At 60.9% G+C, this 16069-nt stretch carries 16 protein-coding genes and 1 other annotated feature; of the genes, 7 read left to right on the top strand and 9 right to left on the bottom strand.

The genetic code is table 11. From position 1 onward, the window contains the following. Positions 1 to 6 precede the first annotated feature (6 nt). The 8 genes from hisIE to hisG are packed head-to-tail and all read right to left on the bottom strand — an operon-like array spanning position 7 to position 7257. The gene (gene hisIE, locus G5287_RS06035) at positions 7 to 657 is read right to left on the bottom strand and encodes a bifunctional phosphoribosyl-AMP cyclohydrolase/phosphoribosyl-ATP diphosphatase HisIE (protein WP_421231018.1); all 651 of its coding nucleotides are present in this window, start codon (positions 655 to 657) and stop codon (positions 7 to 9) included. Beyond that, on the bottom strand, positions 650 to 1423 hold the full coding sequence (gene hisF, locus G5287_RS06030; RefSeq protein WP_421231017.1) for an imidazole glycerol phosphate synthase subunit HisF: 774 nt from the start codon (positions 1421 to 1423) through the stop codon (positions 650 to 652). Before hisF ends, hisIE begins: the two co-directional genes overlap by 8 nt. Further along, positions 1423 to 2184: a 1-(5-phosphoribosyl)-5-[(5-phosphoribosylamino)methylideneamino]imidazole-4-carboxamide isomerase gene (hisA, locus tag G5287_RS06025; protein ID WP_421231016.1), complete on the bottom strand. Its 762-nt coding sequence runs from the start codon at positions 2182 to 2184 to the stop codon at positions 1423 to 1425. The genes hisF and hisA overlap by 1 nt, the downstream gene beginning before the upstream one ends. Positions 2185 to 2189: 5 nt before the next feature. Beyond that, on the bottom strand, positions 2190 to 2831 hold the full coding sequence (gene hisH / locus G5287_RS06020; RefSeq protein ID WP_335834359.1) for an imidazole glycerol phosphate synthase subunit HisH: 642 nt from the start codon (positions 2829 to 2831) through the stop codon (positions 2190 to 2192). Continuing rightward, positions 2831 to 3940, bottom strand: a complete 1110-nt coding sequence (gene hisB, locus G5287_RS06015) for a bifunctional histidinol-phosphatase/imidazoleglycerol-phosphate dehydratase HisB (RefSeq protein WP_421231015.1) — start codon at positions 3938 to 3940, stop codon at positions 2831 to 2833. Before hisB ends, hisH begins: the two co-directional genes overlap by 1 nt. Positions 3941 to 3955: 15 nt before the next feature. Further along, on the bottom strand, positions 3956 to 5026 hold the full coding sequence (gene hisC, locus G5287_RS06010) for a histidinol-phosphate transaminase (RefSeq protein WP_421231014.1): 1071 nt from the start codon (positions 5024 to 5026) through the stop codon (positions 3956 to 3958). Next, on the bottom strand, positions 5023 to 6348 hold the full coding sequence (hisD, locus tag G5287_RS06005; protein ID WP_421231013.1) for a histidinol dehydrogenase: 1326 nt from the start codon (positions 6346 to 6348) through the stop codon (positions 5023 to 5025). The genes hisC and hisD overlap by 4 nt, the downstream gene beginning before the upstream one ends. 12 nt (positions 6349 to 6360) lie before the next feature. Next, positions 6361 to 7257, bottom strand: coding sequence for an ATP phosphoribosyltransferase (hisG, locus tag G5287_RS06000; protein ID WP_005336757.1), 897 nt, complete (start codon positions 7255 to 7257; stop codon positions 6361 to 6363). 28 nt (positions 7258 to 7285) lie between these two features. Continuing rightward, positions 7286 to 7410 (bottom strand) — a sequence feature (His leader region). 188 nt (positions 7411 to 7598) lie between these two features. Between hisG and G5287_RS05995 the strand changes: the two genes are divergently transcribed. From G5287_RS05995 to rnd, 7 genes are all read left to right on the top strand, one after another. Next, positions 7599 to 7844, top strand: a complete 246-nt coding sequence (locus G5287_RS05995) for a hypothetical protein (RefSeq protein ID WP_179903859.1) — start codon at positions 7599 to 7601, stop codon at positions 7842 to 7844. Positions 7845 to 7911: 67 nt separating this feature from the next. After that, on the top strand, positions 7912 to 9831 hold the full coding sequence (locus G5287_RS05990; protein WP_421172361.1) for an ATP-dependent DNA helicase: 1920 nt from the start codon (positions 7912 to 7914) through the stop codon (positions 9829 to 9831). Between the two features lie 90 nt (positions 9832 to 9921). Continuing rightward, on the top strand, positions 9922 to 10623 hold the full coding sequence (gene tsaB, locus G5287_RS05985) for a tRNA (adenosine(37)-N6)-threonylcarbamoyltransferase complex dimerization subunit type 1 TsaB (RefSeq protein ID WP_202003965.1): 702 nt from the start codon (positions 9922 to 9924) through the stop codon (positions 10621 to 10623). 118 nt (positions 10624 to 10741) lie between these two features. Then, a complete protein-coding gene (locus tag G5287_RS05980) occupies positions 10742 to 11257 on the top strand; it encodes a Slp family lipoprotein (RefSeq protein WP_019446435.1) in 516 nt (171 codons plus the stop codon). An 8-nt stretch (positions 11258 to 11265) separates the two neighbouring features. Further along, positions 11266 to 12144 (top strand): alpha/beta fold hydrolase, encoded by an 879-nt coding sequence (locus tag G5287_RS05975; RefSeq protein WP_421231012.1) that lies wholly within the window; start codon positions 11266 to 11268, stop codon positions 12142 to 12144. Positions 12145 to 12342: 198 nt separating this feature from the next. Next, the gene (fadD, locus tag G5287_RS05970) at positions 12343 to 14019 is read left to right on the top strand and encodes a long-chain-fatty-acid--CoA ligase FadD (protein WP_321537294.1); all 1677 of its coding nucleotides are present in this window, start codon (positions 12343 to 12345) and stop codon (positions 14017 to 14019) included. Positions 14020 to 14116: 97 nt separating this feature from the next. Then, on the top strand, positions 14117 to 15229 hold the full coding sequence (rnd, locus tag G5287_RS05965; RefSeq protein ID WP_421231011.1) for a ribonuclease D: 1113 nt from the start codon (positions 14117 to 14119) through the stop codon (positions 15227 to 15229). Positions 15230 to 15404: 175 nt separating this feature from the next. Here rnd and G5287_RS05960 read toward each other — a convergent pair whose 3' ends face one another. Continuing rightward, entirely contained in the window at positions 15405 to 16049 is a 645-nt protein-coding gene (locus G5287_RS05960; RefSeq protein WP_421172364.1) for an MBL fold metallo-hydrolase, read from the bottom strand. Between the last annotated feature and the right edge of the window lie 20 nt (positions 16050 to 16069).

Genomic DNA, 16069 nt, shown 5'->3' with positions numbered 1-16069 from the left:
ATCAGTTTATTTATTGTGCCGCTCATTAAGCCGCTGTACCACATCCTGTAATCCCAACCCTTCGTTTTGCAGCAGCACGGTCAGGTGGTAGAGCAGATCGGCGGATTCGTTAATGAGCTCCTCCCGATCCTTGGCCATGGCGGCCAGCGCCACCTCAACTCCTTCTTCACCGACCTTCTGGGCGATGCGCTTGGTGCCTTTGCCGTAGAGGCTGGCGGTGTAGCTGGTGGCCGGATCGGCCCCTTTGCGGGCAGCCAGTACCTGCTCCAGCTCTGCCAAAAAACCGAGCGGTGGCAGCGGGTGGCCATTAAAGCAGGAGGTTGTCCCTTTGTGGCAGGTGGGGCCGACGGGGTTGGCGGCAATCAGCAGGGAGTCCTGATCGCAATCGGTGCTGATGGCCACGAGTTGGAGCACATTGCCCGAGCTTTCACCCTTGGTCCAGAGCCGCTGTTTGCTGCGGCTAAAGAAGGTGACCTGACCTGTGGTCTGGGTCTTTTCCAACGCTTCGCGGGTCATAAAGCCCTGCATCAGCACCTCGCCGCTGGCGGCGTGCTGGACGATGGCAGGGATCATGCCATCACATTTAGCCCAGTCGAGTTGCTCGGCAAGGGGGCGCGCGCTGGCGGTTGTTTGCGTGTTATCAGAGAAGTTATTCACGGATGGCGACTCCTTCGGTTTTCAGCCAGCGTTTCAATTCGGGAATGGGGATAAGGCCCTTGTGGAACACAGAGGCGGCCAGCGCCCCGTCCACATCGGCGAGGGTGAAGGCATCGCGAAAGTGCACCATGGCACCGGCGCCGCCGGAGGCGATCAGCGGCACCTTGCAGACGCCGCGAACCAGCTTGAGCTGCTCGAGATCATAACCTTGGCGCATGCCGTCCTGATTCATCACGTTCAGCACGATTTCGCCCGCGCCGCGCTTTTGCACCTCCTGCACCCAATCGAGGGTGTGCCAGGCGGTAGTGCGGGTGCGACTCTCGTCGCCGGTAAACTGTTTGACCTGATAGTGGCCCGTGTCGGCGTCGAAGTAGGAGTCAATGCCCACCACCACGCACTGTACGCCAAAGCGCTCGGCCAGTCGGCTGATGAGGGTCGGGTCGGCAAGGGCCGGGGAGTTGATGGAGACCTTGTCGGCGCCAAATTCTAGGATCTGGCGGGCATCTTCGACGCTTTTGATGCCACCGGCGACACAGAAGGGGATATCGATCACCTCCGCTACCCGGCTCACCCAGCTCTTGTCCACTACCCGCGCATCGCTGGAGGCGGTGATGTCATAGAACACCAGCTCGTCAGCACCCTCTTCGGCGTAGCGGCGCGCCAGCTCGACAATGCCGCCCATCACCTCGTGGTTGCGAAATTGCACCCCTTTGACCACCATGCCATCTTTCACGTCGAGGCAGGGGATAATGCGTCTTGCCAGCATCAGTTGCCTCCTGTGGTATCAGATGCGGGGGCTTGCCAGCAGGCGATGGCGTCACCCACCGAGAACTTGCCCTCCAGCAGGGCGCGGCCAAGGATGATCCCCTTGACGCCGGAGCCCTTGAGCGCCTCGATATCCGCGATGCCGCCAATGCCGCCGGAGGCCTGAAAGGCGACGCTCGGGTAGCGGGCGCAGAGATCCCGATAGAGCTCGACGTTGGTACCAGCCAGGGTGCCGTCACGGCTGATGTCGGTGCAGAGCACATGCTTGAGCCCGGCGGGGAGGAAGCGCTCGATCAGCGCTTCGATGGTCACCCCGCTGTTCTCCTGCCAGCCTGCCACCGCGATATGGCGATTGCCCTCCCCATCGATATTGACGTCCAGCGCCAGCACGATCTGCTCGGGGCCATATTTCTCCATCCAGCTCGTCACCAGATCCGGGGATTTGACAGCGGTGGAGCCAATCACCACCCGGCTGGCACCGGCGGCCAGCAGATCTGCCACATCCTGCTCGGTACGCACGCCTCCGCCGACCTGCACTGGTGCTTCGGTGGCTGACAGCAGTTGGGTCAGCAGGGGCAACTGGCGCGCCTTGGCATCCTTGGCACCGTCCAGATCCACCAGATGGAGCTGCACCGCCCCCTGGGAGACATATTCATCGAAGCGGGCCTGCGGGCTGCTGCTGTATTCGGTCTTCTGGTCGTAGTCCCCCTGATAGAGGCGAACTACCTGACCGTTGATAAGGTCAATTGCGGGAATGATCATGCTAGTCACAGCTCCAGAAAATTTTGCAGCAAACGGGCACCGGCTGCGCCTGAGCGCTCCGGGTGGAATTGGGCGCCGAAGAAGTTGCTGTGCTCTGCAACCCCACCGACGATGGCGGTAAACGGCTGGCCGTAGTCGCAGGTGGCGATGGTTGCATCGGTCACCTCCAGCGCATAGGAGTGGACGAAGTAGAAGTAGCTGCCGCTCGGGATCCCCTTGAGCAGAGGATGGGTCTCGTCATGCTCAATCTGGTTCCAGCCCATATGGGGCAGGCGCAGATTGTCCACCTCCATCAGCCGGATCTTGCCCGGCACTATGCCAAGGCAGTCGATAAGGCGCTCTGACGAGTCATCCGTACCCATGCTCTCTTCGGAAGCCTCCGCCAGCATCTGCATGCCGAGGCAAAAGCCCAGCAGCGGCTGCTTGGCGGCGCGAATAAGGGGCACCAGCCCCCGTTCGTTGAGGTTCTTCATGGCGGCCACCGCGGTGCCGACACCGGGCAGGATCAGCTTGTCCGCCTGCTCGATATCGGCCGCCACGCTTGAGACCAGCGGCTGCACGCCGAGGCGCTCGAACGCCATCCTGACCGAGGCCAGATTGGCGCAGCCGGTGTCGATAATGACCAGCTTCTGCTTGCTCACATCCATCACAGCACTCCCTTGCTGGAGGGAAGCTCGCTCCCTTCCACCCGAATGGCCTGACGCAGGGCGCGGCCAAAGCCTTTGAACAGCGCTTCCACCTGATGGTGGGTGTTGCCGCTGCCCACCTTCATCTGCAATGTGATGGCCATGGCATCGGAGAGGGAGCGGAAGAAGTGGGGCACCATCTCGGTGGCCATCTCGCCCACCTTGTCACGGCCAAAGCCGCTCGGGCAGTCAAACACGAAGTAGGGGCGACCGCTGAGATCCAGCGCGGTACTCACCTCCTGCTCGGTCAGCGGGCGCGCATCGATCACCGCCTGCACCTCGTCCATTGCCAGCACGAAGCCGAAGCGACCGATGCCGCGCTTGTTGCCAAGGGCCTGACGCAGCGCCTGGCCGAGGGCCAGCCCGACATCTTCCACCGTGTGGTGATCGTCGATGTGCAGATCGCCGCTCACTTTGAGCTTGAGCCTGAAACCGGCGTGGGTCGCTATCTGATCCAGCATGTGATCAAAGAAACCGATGCCGGTGGCGATCTGGTTACCGCCGCTCTTGTCGAGATCCACCGCAACCTGAATGCGGGTCTCCTTGGTGTAACGCTCCACCTCGGCCACACGCCCCTTGGACAGCAGTTGATCACGGATGGCGAGCCAGTCGTGATCCTGCGGGTGGTAGCGAATACCGCGAATGCCCATGTTGTCGGCCAGTTGCAAATCGGTCTGGCGATCGCCAATCACGAAAGAGTTGGCAAAGTCGATGCGACCGGAGGCGAGATACTCCTTCACCAGCCCGAGGTGGGGTTTGCGGCAGCTGCAGCCATCGGTGGGGAAGTGCGGGCAGATCAGTACCTGCTCCCAGTTCACCCCTTGTGATTCGAACAGGTGCATCATCAGGTCGTGGGGCGGCTGGAAGTTCTCCAGCGGCAGGCTGGCAGTGCCCAGCCCGTCCTGGTTGGTCACCATCACCAGCACGTAGCCGGCGGCCTGCAATTCGCGCAGCACCGGGATCACCATGGGCTCGAAGCGAAGCTTGGCAAGGCTGTCCACCTGCTTGTCGGTCACCGGCTCTTCAATCAGGGTGCCGTCGCGGTCGATAAACAAAAACGGGGTCTTCATCGCTACATCCTTGTCTTAAAAAGAGGGAGAGGGCAGGTCACGCAATACCGCCAGCACGGCGTCCATCTCGCCCTGATAGCCGATGGTGACGCGAATGCTGTTGTCCAGGCCCGGCTTGCTGGAGAAATCCCGCAGTATGATGCCGGCGGCCTTCATGGCGGCAAAGACGGCGGCACCATCCACAAAGCGCACCAGCACGAAGTTGCCCTTGTCCTCGAACACCTCTTTCACGCAGGGCAGGGTTGCCAGTGCGGCCTTGAAGGCGGCTTTCTGCTTGTTGAGCTCCACCACTCGCTCCTGCATCAGTTCCAGTCCCATGGGGGAGAGGGCCTGCGCGGCTATCTGGGCGATGGGTTCGGGAATGGGATAGGGGGCGATCACCTTGGCCAGCATGGCGATCACCTCCGGGTTTGCCAGCGTAAAGCCGCAGCGGATCCCCGCCAGGGCAAAGGCCTTGGAGAGGGTGCGGGTCACCACCAGATTGGGGAAGCGGGCCAGCAGGTCCACTACGGACGCTTCTGGGCAGAACTCGATATAGGCCTCGTCTACCACCACGATGGCGCGATCCCGCGCTTTCTCCAGCAGGGCGATGAGACCGTCGCGACCCACCAGATCCCCGGTGGGATTGTTGGGGGAGCAGAGGAACACCAGCTTCACGTCGGACAGGCGATCGGCGATGGCGGGCCAGTCGGGCTGGCGGCTGGCGGTGAGCGGCTGCTCGACGATGCCGACGCCGCAGGTTTCGGCGCTGATGGCGTACATGCCGTAAGTGGGCGGGCAGATGAGGATCTGATCTTCACCCGCTTCGCAGAAGGTGCGGATCAGCAGCTCGATAGCCTCGTCGGCGCCGCGGCTCACCAGCACCTGATCGGGGTTGACCCCGGCGTAAGCGGCATAGCCATTCACCACCTCGGCCGGTTGGCACTCGGGGTAGCGGTTGAGACGGCCGCCCTCGATGGTGAAGGGATAGGCCAGCGGCGCCTCGTTGGCGTTGAGCCAGACGTGGCCCTTGCCGCCGATGCGGCGAGCGGATTGATAGGGGGTGAGGGCCCGCACCACGCGGCGCGCCAGGTTGGCAATGCTCATGACAAATCCTTCTGCTGTGCTGTTTGTTGGGGCGCGGCGGACAGGGCGTTCAACCTGAGGGTGACGGCATTCTTGTGGCCATCAAGCCCCTCGGCCTGGGCGATGCGCTCGACGATGGGACCAAGGCCCTGAATGCCGCGCTCGCTCAGCTCCTGCACCGTGTAGCGGCGCTGATAATCGGCGAGGCCCAGGCTGGAACAGGTGCGGGCATAGCCATAGGTGGGCAGGGTGTGATTGGTGCCGCTGGCGTAATCGCCGACCGATTCAGGTGTCCATGCTCCCAGAAAGATGGAACCGGCATTTTCAAGCAGGTCCAGCAGATCGCGCGGGGCGCGGGTCTGCACAATCAGGTGCTCCGGCGCGTAGGCGTTGGAGATGGTGCAGGCTTCTGCCAGATCGTCGCAGAGGATCACCAGACTGCTGCCGAGCGCCTGCGCGGCGATATCGCGGCGGCTCAGCTTGGCCAGCTGGCTTTTTATTTCCCCTGCGATGGCATCGGCCAGCAGGGGGGAGGTGGTCACCAGCACCACCTGGCTGTCGGGGCCATGCTCGGCCTGGGAGAGCAGATCCGCCGCCACGAAGGCGGGGTTGGCGCTCTCGTCGGCGATCACCAGCACCTCGGAGGGGCCAGCGGGCATGTCGATGGCGGCGCCGCGCCAGTCGCGGGATACCTGCCCCTTGGCTTCGGTCACATAGGCGTTGCCCGGGCCGAAGATCTTGTCCACTTTGGGAATGCTCTCGGTGCCGTAAGCCATGGCGGCGATGGCCTGGGCGCCGCCAATGGCGAACACCTTCTCGACGCCGCAGGCGCGGGCGGCAAACAGGATCTCGTCGCTGGCGGGGGACGGGGTGCAGAGCACCACTTCACGGCAACCGGCTAAGCGTGCCGGAATGGCCAGCATCATCACGGTGGAGGGGAGCGGCGCGCTGCCCCCCGGCACATAGAGACCGACCCGACTGATGGGCTGGGTGCGCAGCTCGCATACCACCCCGGGCTGGGTTTCTACCCGTACCAATGGCTGCACTTGCGCGGCGTGGAAGGTGCGAATGTTGGCAATGGCCGCTTCGATGGCATGTTTGATGTCGTCATCCAGCCGCGCGCAGGCAGCTTCAATCTCATCTTCGCTGACGCGCAGCTGCTCACGGGGGGCGCGCTCGAAGCGCAGGCTCAGCTCGCGCAGGGCCTCATCGCCACGGCTACGCACTGCAGCGATGATATCCCGCACCACGGCGCCGATATCGGCCTCGTCATTGAGGGCCGGTCGGGTCAGCACGTCGGCCTGCTGGGCAGGAGATAGGGTCTTCCAGATCAGGGTCTGCATGATGTCCCTTCCTTATTCCATCATTTTTTCGATGGGCAGCACCAGAATGGAGCTGGCACCGAGGGCCTTGAGCTGCTCCATGGTCTCCCAGAACAGGGTCTCGCTGGAGACGACGTGCAGCGCAACCTGATTGGTGTCACCGGCCAGCTGCATGATGGTGGGACGCTCGGCACCCGGCAGCAGATCGGTGATGGCATCGAGCTTGTCTTTGGGGGCGTGCAGCATGATGTACTTGCTCTCGCGGGCCTGCTGCATCCCCTGAATGCGGGGTAGCAGTTTGTCGATGAGCTGCTGCTTGGCATCGGACAAGGGGTTGGGGGCCTGTACCAGCACCGCCTTGGAGCGGTAGATCACCTCCACCTCTTTCAGACCGTTAGCCTCCAGGGTCGCGCCGGTGGAGACCAGATCGCAGATGGCATCGGCCAGGCCCGCGCGGGGTGCCACTTCCACCGAGCCGCCCAGCATCACGCTCTTGAAGCCGAGCCCCTTTTCGTCAAAGAAGCGCTTGAGCAGCCCGGGGTAGGAGGTCGCGATGCGCTTGCCGGCAAGGCTCTCTGGCCCTGTGTAGGTCACATCTTCCGGCACCGCCAGCGAGAGGCGGCAGCCACCAAAGTCCAGCTGCTTGAGGGTTTTGACCTCGAAGGGGAGGCCTTGGGAGGCGCGAATAAGCTGCACCTCTTCCAGCACGTTCTCGCCGATGATGCCAAGGTCGACCACCCCTTCCATCACCAGACCCGGGATGTCGTCATCACGCACCCGCAGGATATCGATGGGCATGTTCTCGACATGGGCGATAAGGCGCTGCTCGCGCAGGTTGATTTTCAGGCCACAGCTCTTGAACAGGGCTTGGGAGTCCTGGCTCAGACGACCGGACTTTTGCATGGCGATACGCAGACGTTGTGTTTCCATTGCTCGATTTCCTTCTAGTCAAAAACGAAAAAACCCTCGGAAGTGGGTGCTTCCGAGGGTTTATGAATCTTGCGGTCCTTTTGGAAGTCACCAGTTAAGTGTCTTCCAGCAGTCAACCTCCTGAAAGACTAGTCGGGATGATGATGGTGGTGATGAGTCTTCAGGGTGGTGAACTTCATGTAATCAATCCTTTACAAAATAAGATGTCGTAATTGACGCCTGATTTAAACTACCTGCCTTGACAGAAAATGCAACCCGAAATTGTGATTTGATCGATTAAAGTGGCGAAAACGGTTTTCTGGTCGATAACTAGACAATAACCCTTTGCAGGAGTCGCCATCATGCCCAGCCAGGACCTGTTGTTCCCCATTTTGCCTCGGGCCCCCGCCGCGCCCGGCAGCGAAGAGATCAAGCGGGAAGTGAACCAGATCAGCAAAAAGCACCAGCTGCGCAAGACCAGCACTGACAACAGTGACTCCCAGCAGCGTCAGCAGGCGTATAGCACCCCCGCCAAGCGTGATCAGCCCAAGGTGGAAGAGGATGATCACAAGCCGGATCCCGAGCATCAGATCGATCTGTTCGTCTAGGCAGATTATCTGTCCCGCTTTTGCCGCGCTTTTGGCATAATGGCCGCTTTTGCTGCGGGACGCCCTTTTGACCATCCAGACCCTGTTCAAGCCAGATGGCCCTCTGGCCAGCCATATCGACGGTTTCAAAGCCCGCGCTCCCCAATTGGAGATGGCCGAAGCGGTCGCGCGCGCCATCAAAAGTGGTGGCCGTCTGCTGGTGGAGGCGGGGACCGGTACCGGCAAGACCTACGCCTATCTGGTGCCTGCGCTGGAATCCGGCAAGCGGGTGGTGATCAGCACCGGCTCCAAGAACCTGCAGGAGCAGCTCTTCTATCGGGATCTCCCGACCATCACAGGAGCGCTCTCCTACACCCCGCCGGTGGCCTTGCTCAAGGGGCGCAGCAACTATCTCTGCATCGAGCGGATGAACCGGCTCTTGAGCGAATCCCATCTGCAAAAGCCTGAGATCCTGAACGATCTGGTGAAGGTCAAATCCTGGTCTACCGCCACCGATAACGGCGATGTGGGGGATATTCCGGGATTGCAGGAGAACGCCGAGATCCTCGCCCACGTCACCAGCACCAACGACAACTGCCTCGGTCGCGACTGCCCCTATTACGACGACTGCCATCTGGTGGTGGCCCGACGCCGAGCCATGGACGCCCAGGTGGTGGTGATCAACCACCACCTCTTCTTCGCCGATATGGCGGTGAAAGACACCGGATTTGGCGAGTTGGTGCCGGAGGCGCAAGTCTATGTGTTTGACGAGGCACACCAGCTGCCGGAGATCGCCACCAACTACTTCGGCAAGTCGGTGGGCAGCCGAACGATTCAGGATTTGGCGCAGGATATCCAGCTTGCCTATCGGGCCGAGGCCCGCGACATGGCCCAGCTTGGCAAGGCGGCAGACCGGCTCGCTATCGCCAGTCAGGATTTACGGCTAGCCTTCGGAGTGGATGGCGGTCGCGGCAATACCCGCGACATGCTGCGCCAGCCGCTCTGGGGTCAGGCCTTGGCTCGTCTCAACGATGCTATCGGGCTCTGCTACGAGGTGCTGAAACTGGCTCTCGGCCGGGGCGAGCAGCTGGATCACGCCTTCGAGCGCATCAGTGAATTGCGCACCCGCTTGGGTGAAGTGCTGGCGGTCAACCAGACCGGTTTCTCCTACTGGTACGACTGCTCGCGGCTTCATTTCACCCTCAATCTGACGCCGCTATCGGTGGCCGAGCGATTCAGTGCCGAGGTGCAAAGACCGGAAGTGGCCTGGGTCTTCACCTCCGCTACCCTGACGGTGGATATGCGGTTTGATCACTTCAAGGCCGAGCTGGGGCTGGCGGGCAGCGCCGAGCTGATCCTCGACAGTCCGTTCGACTATGGCGAGCAGGCGCGGCTCTGTGTGCCCCGCTATCTGCCGGAGCCCAACGCCTTTGGCCGTGGCGAGCAGCTGGCCAATCTGATGATCCCGCTGATCAACAAGACACCGGGCGGCTGCTTCTTCCTCTGCACCAGCCATCAGGTGATGCGTCAGGTGGCCGAGGTGCTGCGCCGGGAAATTGGTCGCACCGTCTTGCTGCAGGGGGAGGATAACAAGCAGCGGTTGCTCAAGGAGTTTGTCGAGAATGGCCGCGCCGTGCTGGTGGCGACCAGCAGTTTCTGGGAGGGGATCGACGTGAGAGGGGCGGCGTTGTCGTGTGTTATCATCGACAAACTGCCGTTTGCCAGCCCTGATGATCCGCTGCTCAAGGCGCGGGTGGATGATTGCAAACTCAAGGGGGGGGATCCCTTCGCCGAGCTGCAGTTGCCCAAGGCGGTGATTGCCCTCAAACAGGGGGTGGGACGGCTTATTCGTGATCGCAGTGATCACGGGGTGCTGGTGATCTGTGATCCACGAATGGTCAACAAACCTTACGGCGCCACCTTTATCAAGAGTCTGCCCGCCATCCCCCGTACCCGGGAGTTGGGAACGCTGGGGCGTTTTTTCGATCGCACTGAACGCGGTGAATAAGTGTGCCGCCAGCTAACAGATTTGAACAACGGGTGAGCGTATCTCGCTTGCCGGTTATGTAATTGACTGATTTTATAGAGATTGGAAAGCATGAACGAGTTGAAGATCCTGGCCGTTGATACCGCCACCGAAGCCTGCTCCGCCGCCTTGCTGGTGGGTGACAAGCTGTTCTCCCGCTGGGAGGAGGCGCCACGGGATCACACCCGAAAAATCCTGCCCATGGTTCAGGCTGTGTTAGAGGATGCCGGGATAAGTTTGAGTGACCTTGATGCCATTGCGTTCGGTCGCGGCCCGGGCTCCTTTACTGGCGTGCGGATCGGCATCAGTGTGGCGCAAGGTCTGGCGTTTGGTGCGGGTGTGCCGCTGATTGGCATCTCGACCTTGGCCGCTATGGCGCAAGGCGCCTATCGACTGGATGGCGCCGAGCAGGTGCTGACCGCCATCGATGCGCGGATGAACGAGGTATATTTCGGCCGCTATGAGCTCATTGATGGCCGCATGCAGCTGGTGGGGGACGAGGTGGTGAGTGAGCCCGCGGCGCTGGTTGATGCCCGTGGCAAGCTGACGGGCCCTGTGACCTGCGTCGGCACCGGTTTTGAAACCTATGGCGAGACCCTGAGTGGTCTGGCCGATGAGCTGGCGGTGAGCCAGGTGCGCTTCCCGGCGGCAGAGGACATGCTGCCGCTGGCCCGCGCCGCCTGGCTGGCGGGGGAGGCGGTGCCTGTGGAGCAGGCGACGCCGGTCTATTTGCGTGACAAGGTGACCTGGAAAAAACTGCCGGGTCGCGAATAAGGGCAGGAGCGCTGACGTCATGTCGCTCTTGCCGCTCATCAGCTGCAACACAATCGGGTGGCCCGACGGGCCACGCCGGCAACGGGAGAGTGACATGATGTGTAAGTCCAGAAGCGACATGATGAAACGCACTATGGTGGTCGGGGCGCTGGCCCTGCTGCTCGGGGCCTGCAGCTCGGTCCCCAAGGAGCTGGCCTATGAGCCAGAGAACCAGCTGGTGGCCTATCAACCCGCCCTTGGCGGAATGGAGGGCAAACCGGCCCGCTGGAGCGGCGTTATCTCTGCGGTGCACAACAAGGCGGATCAGAGCGTTATTGAAGTGGTCTATCTGCCGCTCAAGTCCAACGGTGTGCCGGAGCAGACCGAGCAGAGCCCGGGCCGTTTTCTGGCCATCATGAAGGGTTTTGTCGATCCGACCCTCTACGCCAAGGGGCGCAGTCTGACGGTGCTTGGCACCATAGGCCAACCGGTGGATAGCCAGATTGGCGAGCACAAGTACCGCTTCTCGGTGCTCAATGTGACGGGCAGCAAGCTATGGCCGCCAGTCAAGGAGGTAGAGGTTCGCTATATGGACCCCTACTTCTACGACCCCTTCTATGATCCCTTCTGGCCGAGACGGCCGCTGCGTCGCTAAGGCTTGCCATGATTAACGTTATGATGAGCTCCATGCACGAGAGGCTGCTGACCCTGGCAGATGGGCGGCGGGTAGCCCTGCTGGATAACCAGTCTGCGGAGCATGATCAGCAGGACAAACCCCTGTTGATCGCCTTGCATGGCTGGCTCGACAACAGTGCCAGCTTCTTGCCGCTGGCGCCGCATCTGGGTGATTTTCACCTCATCTGTGTCGATCTGCCGGGGCACGGTCACTCCGATCACAAAACCACCCCTTATGTCTTTGTCGACTGGCTGGACGATCTCTACCAGATCGTCCAGGCCGCAGGGTGGTCGCGCTTCACTCTGCTCGGCCACTCCCTCGGGGCGTTGATCGCCTCGGCCTATGCCGGGGTGTTTCCCGAACAGGTGGATCGGTTGATCATGCTGGAGGGGTTGGGCCCGCTGAGCCAGCCCGATGAGGAGGTACCTGCCCAGCTGCGACGTGCGATTTTAAACCGCAGTCGCACCCGGGAGCGCAGTGTCAACGGCTTTGCCTCTATCGATGAGGCTGTCGCCGCTCGTTGCAAAGTGGCGGATATCACGCCGCAGACGGCGCGCCTGATCTGTGAGCGGCAGCTTGAAGAGCGGGCAGGGCGCTGGCACTGGCGCAGCGACCCCCGCTTGCGGGATCTGTCACCCCTGAGAATGAGCGAAGGGCAGGCTCGTGCATTGATGGCGGCTATCCGCTGTCCGGTGCTGTTGATTCAGGGGGAGCAGGGCTTTGCTGCGCTTGAAGCCCAATGGCAGGCCCGTCAGGATGCCTTCCAGCAGATCGAGCGGGTCATATTGGGTGGAAACCACCATTTTCATATGGAAAATTCGGTTGATACGGCCGTTTGTATCGTAAAGTTTTGTCAAGTTCGGTAGAATCGCCAGCTTTCAATAATTCCAGGTTTGTTTTCTCCCTCACATTTTTCCGTTGTTAATTAGCTGTTAATTGATGTTGCGCTGTGTAAATATGTGCGGCATTAGAGCATCAGCTTAAAACAACCGATTAAAATGGATGTGAACCGGGACGGAGGCAACACAGTGAGCGCACAGGTGCTAGTTATGCAGGAGAAGTTTGTGGAAAAAGTCTGGCTGAAACGTTATCCGGAAGGGGTCCCTGCCGAGATCAATCCAGACCAATACAGCTCCCTGGTCGAGATGTTCGAGTCCTCGGTAACCCAGTTTGCCGATCAGCCCGCCTTCGTCAACATGGGCCAAACCATCACCTACCGCCGACTGGAAGAGCAGTCCCGCGCCTTTGCTGCCTACCTGCAAAACGAGCTGAAGCTGGAGAAGGGGGATCGGGTCGCGGTGATGATGCCGAACCTGCTGCAATACCCCATCGCCGTGTTCGGCATCCTGCGTGCCGGCATGATAGTGGTCAACGTCAACCCGCTCTATACCCCGCGCGAGCTGGAGCACCAGCTCAAGGACTCCGGTGCCAAGGCCATCGTTATCGTCTCCAACTTCGCCCATACCCTGGAAAAAGTGGTCTACGACACCCCGGTCAAGCACGTCATCCTGACCCGCATGGGTGACAACCTGGGGCTGGCCAAGGGCACTCTGGTCAACTTCGTGGTCAAGTACGTCAAGAAGCTGGTGCCGAAATACAATCTGCCCCACGCCACCACCATGCGTCAGGCCCTCTCCAAGGGGCGTTTCCTGCAGTACATCAAGCCGGAGATCACCAACGACGATCTCGCCTTCCTGCAGTACACCGGTGGCACCACCGGCCTCTCCAAAGGGGCCATGCTGACCCATCGCAACATGATTGCCAACGTCGAGCAGTGCCTCGGCGTCTACGGCCCCATGCTGGAGCGTGGCAAGGAGTTCGTGGTCACCGCATTGCCCCTCTATCACGTCTTTGCCCTGACCGTGAACTGCCTGCTCTTTATGCGTATCGGCGGTTACAACCTGCTGATCAGCAACCCGCGCGACATTCCGGGTTTTGTCAAAGAGATCAAGAAGTATCCTTTCACCTGCATTACCGGGGTCAACACCCTGTTCAATGCGCTGGTCAACAACGAAGAGTTTCAGGGGATCGCCTTTGACAAGCTCAAGCTGACCATCGGCGGCGGCATGGCAGTGCAGCGCGCGGTTGCGGAGAAGTGGAAGACGCTGACCGATACCCCGTTGCTGGAAGGCTATGGCCTGACCGAGTGTTCGCCACTGGTGAGCGTCTGTCCCTACGACCTCACTGATTACAACGGCTCTATCGGTTTGCCGGTCTGCTCTACCGAGATCCGTCTGGTGGATGACAACGGTCAGGTGATCCACGCCCTCGGCACCCCGGGCGAAATGCAGGTACGTGGCCCGCAGGTGATGGTCGGCTACTGGCAGCGCCCCGAGGCCACTGCCGAAGTGATGCAGGATGGCTGGCTCTGTACCGGTGATATCGCCGTGTGCGACGAGCAGGGCTTCTTCAAGATCGTCGATCGCAAGAAGGACATGATCCTGGTCTCCGGTTTCAACGTCTATCCCAACGAGATCGAAGATGTGGTGGCGCTCCATCCGAAAGTGCTGGAAGTAGCCGCAGTCGGCGTGCCGCACAAGGTCTCCGGCGAGCTGGTGAAGATCTTTGTGGTCAAGAAAGATCCAAAGCTGCAGGAGGACGAGATTATTGCCCACTGCCGCAAACATCTGACTGCCTATAAGGTGCCGAAACTGGTAGAATTTCGTGACGAACTTCCCAAGACCAATGTGGGCAAGATCCTGCGCCGCGTACTGCGTGACGAGGAGATTGCCAAGCAGTAAGGCGCTGCACCGGCTTTCTGGTGTGTCGCAGTGATGCAAAACCGTGGGTCATCCCACGGTTTTTTCTTTTTGGCCCTGATCAACCGCGCAGGCACAGATGCAATATCAACTTATCACTCAGCAAGCCGAACTTGAGCAGTATCTCGCTTCTCTGGCCGACGTTCCCCTGGCTATCGATACTGAATTCGTTCGCACCCGCACCTATTATCCCCAGCTTGGCCTGTTCCAGATCTATGACGGCCAGCAACTGGCGCTGCTCGACCCGCTTACTCTCGATCTGGCACCGCTCTGGCAGCGGCTTGGCCGGGCAGGGCAGATCGCCATTTTGCACGCCTCCGGTGAAGATCTGGAGCTGATCCAGCATCAGGCGGGCCACCTGCCCAATCAGATGCACGACACCCAGCTTGCTACCGCCTTTCTCGGTTACGGCGTCTCGGTCGGCTTTGGTGCGCTGGTGAATGAATTCCTCGGGGTCGAGCTGGAAAAAGATCAGGCGCGCACCGACTGGCTGGCACGCCCGCTTACACCGCGTCAGCTCGAATACGCGGCAGCGGATGTCTTCTACCTGATGCCGCTCTACGAGAAAGTGATGGCCAAACTGCGGGAAAGCGGCAAGTTTGCCTGGTTCGAGCAGGAGTGTCAGAACCACTCCGCCCGCAAGACCCAGGGTAGCGATCCCCGTCAGGCATATCTTGACATCGTCAACGCCTGGCAGCTGGGGCGTCGTGAGCTGGCCATCCTGCGTGAACTGGCCGCCTGGCGCCAGCAGGAGGCGGTGCGCCGCGATCTGGCTCTGAACTTTGTGGTCAAAGAGCTACACCTGTTCAAGGTAGCGGAGCGCCGCGCCGCTTCCCTGCGCGATCTCAACGAGCTCGGCCTCTCGCCTATCGAGATCAAGATCCACGGCAAGCGGATGCTCGATATCGTTGCCAGGGCGCAGCAGAGCGATCCCGACAGCTGGCCCGAGCCCATTCGCCGGCTGGTGGACTATCCCCAGTACAAGGGCGAGCTCAAGCGGATCAAGGCGCTGGTGGAGGAGAAGGCCAAAGCGAGCAACATTCCGCCCGAGCTGATTGCCAGCAAGAAGATCATCCACCAGTACTTCACCTGGAGCTGGCGGATGGGAGATGCGGAGCGTGCCCGTGCCGACAAACCCATGCTGCTGCAAGGGTGGCGCCATGAGCTGGTCGGTCACCTTTTGGAACAATAAGTGCACTGATTGTTGCACCTATGAATCAATCCTCACCCTCGGGTGGGGATTTTTTATTGGACGACATTCAGAGAGAGGCAATGATGGGGTGGCCGATCTGGCCATGCGATCAATTTGGCTGGTGCTAGAGATGGGAAGAGTGAAAAAGGCAGCGGAACACCGCTGCCTTTTTTGATCACCAGAGAGGCTGGGTCAGGTAGGGGTTGCTCGCCTTCTCGCGGCCGAAGGTGGAGCTGGGGCCGTGGCCCGGGATAAAGACGATCTCGTCACCCAGCGGCAGCAGGGTTTCGGTGATCGACTTTATCAGCGTCCCGTGATCGCCACGGGGGAAGTCGGTGCGGCCGATGCTGCCGGCAAACAGCACGTCGCCAACCCAGGCGAGCTGCTCGGCTTGAGAGAGCAGCACGATATGGCCCGGGGTGTGGCCGGGGCAGAAGTAGACATCCAGCTCGCACTGGCCAAGCTGCACCTTGTCACCCTGCTCAAGCCAGCGATCCGGCGTGAAGGCGGCGGTATGGGCGAAGCCGAACATCTGGCTCTGCTGGGGCAGCATGTCGAGCCAGAAGGCGTCCTCCTTGTGGGGGCCGGTAATGGCGACGCCGGTTTTTTCCCGCAGCTCGGCGGCGGCACCCACATGATCCAGATGACCGTGGGTCAGCAGGATGTGGGTCAGGGTCAGGCCGCGCTTGGCGATGGCCGCCAGCAGTTTGTCCGCTTCGCCGCCCGGATCGATCAGGGCCGCCTGATGGGTCTCGTCACACCAGATGAGGGAGCAGTTCTGGGCGAACTGGGTGACCGGGATCACCTCGAATTTCAACATAGAGTTCCTCGCTTGGGATG

Source organism: Aeromonas sp. 603079 (assembly GCF_049172135.1).
Lineage (GTDB): Bacteria > Pseudomonadota > Gammaproteobacteria > Enterobacterales > Aeromonadaceae > Aeromonas > Aeromonas veronii.
The sequence above is the reverse complement of the archived record's forward strand: the minus strand, read 5'-3'. Positions and strand labels throughout refer to the sequence as shown.